This is a genomic window from Corallococcus llansteffanensis, assembly GCF_003612055.1.
GTDB lineage: Bacteria > Myxococcota > Myxococcia > Myxococcales > Myxococcaceae > Corallococcus > Corallococcus llansteffanensis.
The window spans coordinates 1-5,303 of sequence record NZ_RAWB01000639.1 but is presented as its reverse complement, the minus strand read 5'-3'; the positions used below and the strand labels follow the sequence as shown (position 1 = coordinate 5,303).

Sequence of the window (5,303 nt, the reverse complement as noted above, 5' to 3'; positions counted from 1 at the left end):
CGTGGTGACGGGTGGGCGTCTGGGCGATTTCGCGCAGGGGGACGCGGATGTCGGGATGGAGGGTCCCGGACACGTAGACCTTCTGCGAGGCGGGAAGCGGGCCGCGGCTGATCCCCTCCAGCACCTTCCCGTCGACCTTCAGGCTCTTGGACGCTCCACTCATCGGACGGCTCCTCGTAAGAACGGACGGGAGGCGGGACGGGCCTGGAGCACCCTTCCGCTTCCCTCCGCCGGCATTAACCGGTTCAGGTTCAAAGGGTCGGGCGCGGATACGCGACCGTCTCAGCCCCCTTCCCGGAGGCGCCCCTAGCGACTGCGGAGCGGTGTAGCGCAGGGGATGACGGGCTTCAACCGGACCGGCGTCCAGCCCGGCGTGGTGGACGTATGGCAGCCCTGCGGGGAGGGATGCCACGCCTCAGCAGGAACGCCCGTTGCATTGCGCCGACCACAGACAAATTTGCCACTTCCCTTGACCCATTCCAGCTACATTACATACAAAATTCGAATCCCGAACCCGAAGCACAAACAACTCAACACACCTAAAACCGACATGTCTCAGAAACTCTACCCTGCCCCTGCCGGTCACGCCCAAAAATGAAAACCTTTGAAGACGCAATCAAAGCAGCACTGACCAACGTCGCCACACATGGCGACACCGATATCTTTCCTTTCCCCTTCGAAAACCACATTTTTTTCGACAAAAAAGCAGAGGCGACGGAAATACTAATCAAAACACATCAAGACTTTGACTCAGAAATAATTCAAAGACCTCCTGAAACAGTATTAAGCTTAACCCAAGTTGGCTATACGGGATTTCGTTGGGCCACGTTCATCGAGCCCTTCTGGAATGCCTATTACCTTGCCCTGGTTATCAGCATTGCCGATCAAATCGAGTCCCAGCGCATACCTGAGGCCAGCAAGACAGTTTTTTCTTATAGATTTCAGTGGCAAGAAGACACCGGAAAGCTCTTCAGAGACAGCGGATGGTCCGACTTCAGACGCCGATGCATGGAGCTCAGCGAAACCCATCCATTTGTTGTTCAGACCGACATTGCAGATTACTACCCAAGAATCTATCACCATCGGATCGAGAACGCATTGGCCAGATTGCCCAGCCCTGGAGACATTCCCAAACGCATAATGAAGCTTTTGGAGTCGTTTTCAAAGAATGTCTCTTATGGCCTCCCAATTGGAGGACCCGCCTCCCGAATCCTGGCAGAATTAGCCCTGAACGGAGTTGACACACTCCTGACCAGAAAGGGAATAAAGTTCTGCCGTTACGCCGATGACTACGCATTCTTCTGTCAGGATAAAGCAGAAGCCTACAGGACACTCGTCTTCCTGGCAGAAAAGCTCTTCAACGAGGGGCTTGTGCTTCAAAAGAAGAAAACAAGAATACTCGAGGCCTCTGAATTCAGAGAAATATCAGGCCTCCTAGACCCTGCCGCTACAGCAACCACAACAACAGATGAACAGAAACTGCTTAACATCTCAATTCGATTCGATCCCTACTCTCCGACGGCCGCAGAGGACTACGAGCACCTCAAGGGAGCTGTCAATCAAATCGACATTATCGGCATTCTTGGCCGAGAAATTTCAAAAACAAATATAGATCCAGTTGTAACTCGACAAGCCATCCAGGCCATCCAGGCCTTGGATAAAACGAAACAAGAAGGAGCCATCCTGATTCTTCTGGATCCGGAGAATCTGGCCACCCTCGCTCCCGTCTTCGCGCATGTAATGCGCATAACAAGAAAACTATACTCAGACCTCAGCCCCACCATACAGGGACGGATAGACAACGCGCTCTGCGAACTGCACGAAAAGAAATCCCCCCTTCTGTCGGTCGAAGTGAATCAATCATACTACATCCAAGCCTTGTCGGAAAACAGAACACCCCTGAAGGAGAAAATACTAGCCGAAATGTCGGACGCAACGTCGAATCCTTTCATAAGGCGAATGATCATCATTTGCATGTCAAACTGGCGCCGCCACGATTGGGTGTCCGACGTGAAAACCAAATACGACCGCATGTCGACCCTGGAGCGCAGGGCATTCATCCTTGCCTCATACTCCCTTGGGGACGAAGGGAGCCACTGGCGCAAGTACATGAAAAAAACCTGGATTGAGAGCGAAATCCTCATTCGAGACTGGGCAGGAAATCGGGTCCAAACAGACAAAGGCTTTCCCCTGTGATTTCTGAGCGCGCTTTTTCCAGTTCTTTCCACTCATTCTGGCGCGAACTACTGCCTCTTCTGACTCCTCATTACGTGAGCCGCTTCAACGCAACCTATGAAACCCAACTCACGGCAGAGAACGGCGCGAAGCTAGATTTGCTCCCGATTGCAAAAGAAGTTGAGCATGCGGATTTTGCCGCAGAGTACGCCTTCCAGATTGCTCGCAGCGCCAACACTGTCGGCATTCATCCGCGTGACGCAGGATCCCGCCAAGATCTTCTTGCCGCAGCATGGAAAGAAGCCAGCAGGCTGATTAGCAAATACAACAACAAGCCCCTATCCCTAGACAAGAACGCCTCCCTGGAAAACCAAGAAGAAGCGCTCCAACTTCTTGTCAGATACGGCAGCCTCTATGCTTTCTTCCCATCCTCTCCGATTGAGTTCACCCCGCGATTCAGGGGCGCAGGGGTTCTCGACTCATGCGAAGGTGACCTTTCAATCGGAACCTGCTTGATCGAAGTCAAGACAACTGTGCGCAAGCCCTCTGGAAGAGACCTAAGGCAAATAATCACATATCTTGCACTCGACTTCAACTCAGGCCAGCGCCGATGGACCAGTGTTGGGCTCTTCAATCCACGTAGGGCCACGATACATGTCGTCCCCATCGAAAGCTGGATTCCTAGCCTGTCCGGGGGAAGAACCCCGTTGGACGTGTTTTCAGAAATAATCTCATTCACTCAATCAAACGACTTGGTCTCTGAGAATGCGTTCTGAGCTTCAGATTTACCCGCGACAATAGTTGCCATATACTATTTTCAACCCCACTCTCCCGCTTTACTGTGAATCTCCTGACAGCACTTTTGCGTGACCGCATGGAGGGCGAATAAGTCCATGCCCTCCCATGAGCAGTTAACGCCTACTGGCCCTGCTCGAACTGATTTCCCTATGCCTGTCCAGGCCCCTTCTACGGTCAGGCTTCGCGGCACGGGCAGGAGATCCTCCCAATAACTGGTGTTCACCCGGGTCGCCAAGGCGCGACCCAGCATTGAGGAGTTAACGGAGCGTCAGCACGCCCTGAAGTCTAGGCTCGGCTACTACCGCGCTCGGTCCCAAGTGGTGCTCAATCTTGTCAGTTCTCCGTGGACCCGATTCAATCAGCCGAGGCGTGAATGAGCGGTGATCTTCGTTGAGCCGATACCTAATCTTCGTGCGCACGCGCTAGGCCATCATACAACGGGCAATGACGGTGGACGCTTGGCCGCCCTGCGGGGAGGGCTTCCCATCGGTCCCACAGCCTAGGAGTGTTTCCCACGCAAGCCTACACACGATGCGGGTATCTTCCGCGAAGTCAGCACCGTCAATGTGGCCAGGAAGCAGGTCCGGGGGTCTTGTTCCTGACGGTGCAGACCGTGAGTGGGGCCGCAGGCCGGGCGTGCCCCTCGCTTCCCACTGAGAAGAGTCCCCCATGCTGCTGAGCCGCGTCCTCCCGTTGGTGCTGTGCGCCACCCTGTCGCTCATCGGCTGCGGTGGAGATCCGGTGTCGTACTCGGCGCCCGTCGGCATCAACCTCAAGGCCAAGTCGTCCGACACCGCCAACGCCACCGTCACCTCGCAGAAGGGCATCTCCACCGAGTCGGGGAACCCCTACAAGGTCTTCGTCGACGAGGCGCGCGAGGAGCTGGACGGCAAGTCGCCGTCTCGCGTGGAGCTCACGAAGCTGACGCTCACCCTGGGCGCGGGGAGCGTGGGCGTGACCTCCCTGGCGGAGGTCTTCAACGGCCGCGTGGAGGTGCTGTTCCTCACGGAAGAGTCCAACAACACCTACGTCGCCGGCCACGTGGAGAACCCCACGGGCACCGGCCCGGTGGAGCTCGTCGTCGACTTCGACTCGGAGGCGATGCCCGACGCCGACTACACGCGTTTCCTCAACGGCAAGTTCAACGTCGTGCTGCGCGGCCCGGCCGCGGCCACCTTCACGACCAAGGGCGCGGAAGTGGACTTCCAGTCCACGTTCTCCTTCTCCGCGTTCGAGTAGCAGCGCCAGACCTGCCTTCGCAGGAGCACCTCCAGGCTCCTGCGAAGGCCCTGGCGCGGATCAGCGCGTTCGGATGTCCATCGTGTACGTGTCGGGGAAATAGACCGACGCGTGGCCTCCGATGCTGCTCAGGCCCCGCTGCCCCCCGGGGTGTCAGCAGGAATCAGACGGCTCCGGGCCGCTCGCCAGCGGCTTGACGTCCCGGGCGCCCAGTTCCCAGAGCACTCGAAACCTTCGAACAGGAGTGCGCGAAGCGCCGCAGGACGGAGTCCTGAAGTGCTGCCGCTCCCCCGTCCAGGTCACACCTTCACGGACTTCACCAACGGCAGCTCGCGCACCCGCGTGCCCGTGAGCGCGAAGACGGCGTTGGCCAGGGCCGGGGCCACGGGGGGCACTCCGGGCTCACCGATGCCTCCGGGGCGGCCATCGCTCGGGATGATGTCCACGTGGATCTTCCTCGGCGTCTCCGCGAGGCGCGCCAGGCGGTAGTCCCGGAAGTTGCTCTCCACCGTGGCACCGTCCTTCATCGTGATCTGGCCGTACAGCCCCAGACTCAGGCCGAACACCACCGCGCCCTCCATCTGCGCCCGCACGCGCTCCATGTTCACGATGGTGCCCGCGTCCGCGACGATCCACGCCTCGTCCACCCGGATGTGCTCGTTCGCGTCCTTCACCACCGACACCACCACCGCCACATACGTCAGGAAGCTGCGGTGCGCCGCGAGCCCCAGCGCCCTGCCCTGCTGCTTGCGCTCGTCCCAGCGCGCCAGCCCCGTCACGCGCTCGATCACCCGCCGCAGCCGCGTCGTGTCCACCGGGTGCTCGTCCAACGACTGGCCGTAGTTCGGCACCTTCGCCACGCCCAGTTCCTTCAGCGTCACGATGCGGGAGGGCCCCATCACCTCCAGCAGCGTGTCGCGCGGATCCGCGCCCTTCGCGTGCGCCAGCTCGTCGATGAAGCTCTGCACCGCGAACGCGTGGTAGATGTTCGCCACGGAGCGCAGCCAGCCGATGCGCGTGTGCGCCCGCGCTTCGCAGTTCTCCATCCGGATGTCCGGGATGGCCAGCGGCAGATCCACGATGCCCTGCCC

5 protein-coding genes and 1 riboswitch are annotated in these 5,303 nt (G+C 58.6%); of the genes, 3 read left to right on the top strand and 2 right to left on the bottom strand.

The genetic code is table 11. From position 1 onward, the window contains the following. Positions 1-163, bottom strand: a 163-nt coding sequence (locus D7V93_RS37085; RefSeq protein ID WP_147451537.1) for a hypothetical protein, incomplete at its 3' end; no start/stop codon positions are given. 42 nt (positions 164-205) lie between these two features. After that, positions 206-318: riboswitch (TPP riboswitch) on the bottom strand. Positions 319-594: 276 nt separating this feature from the next. Between D7V93_RS37085 and D7V93_RS37080 the strand changes: the two genes are divergently transcribed. From D7V93_RS37080 to D7V93_RS37075, 3 genes are all read left to right on the top strand, one after another. Next, positions 595-2,196, top strand: a complete 1,602-nt coding sequence (locus D7V93_RS37080; protein ID WP_208723278.1) for an RNA-directed DNA polymerase — start codon at positions 595-597, stop codon at positions 2,194-2,196. Beyond that, the gene (locus tag D7V93_RS44655) at positions 2,193-2,951 is read left to right on the top strand and encodes a hypothetical protein (RefSeq protein ID WP_147451536.1); all 759 of its coding nucleotides are present in this window, start codon (positions 2,193-2,195) and stop codon (positions 2,949-2,951) included. Before D7V93_RS37080 ends, D7V93_RS44655 begins: the two co-directional genes overlap by 4 nt. A gap of 691 nt (positions 2,952-3,642) precedes the next feature. Beyond that, complete coding sequence (locus tag D7V93_RS37075) at positions 3,643-4,212, top strand: hypothetical protein (protein WP_120647838.1); 570 nt, start codon at positions 3,643-3,645, stop codon at positions 4,210-4,212. Between the two features lie 299 nt (positions 4,213-4,511). On the opposite strand, the gene D7V93_RS37070 is transcribed toward D7V93_RS37075, so the two are convergent. Further along, a partial coding sequence (locus tag D7V93_RS37070; RefSeq protein WP_147451535.1) for a molybdopterin cofactor-binding domain-containing protein occupies positions 4,512-5,303 on the bottom strand: 792 nt, incomplete at its 5' end.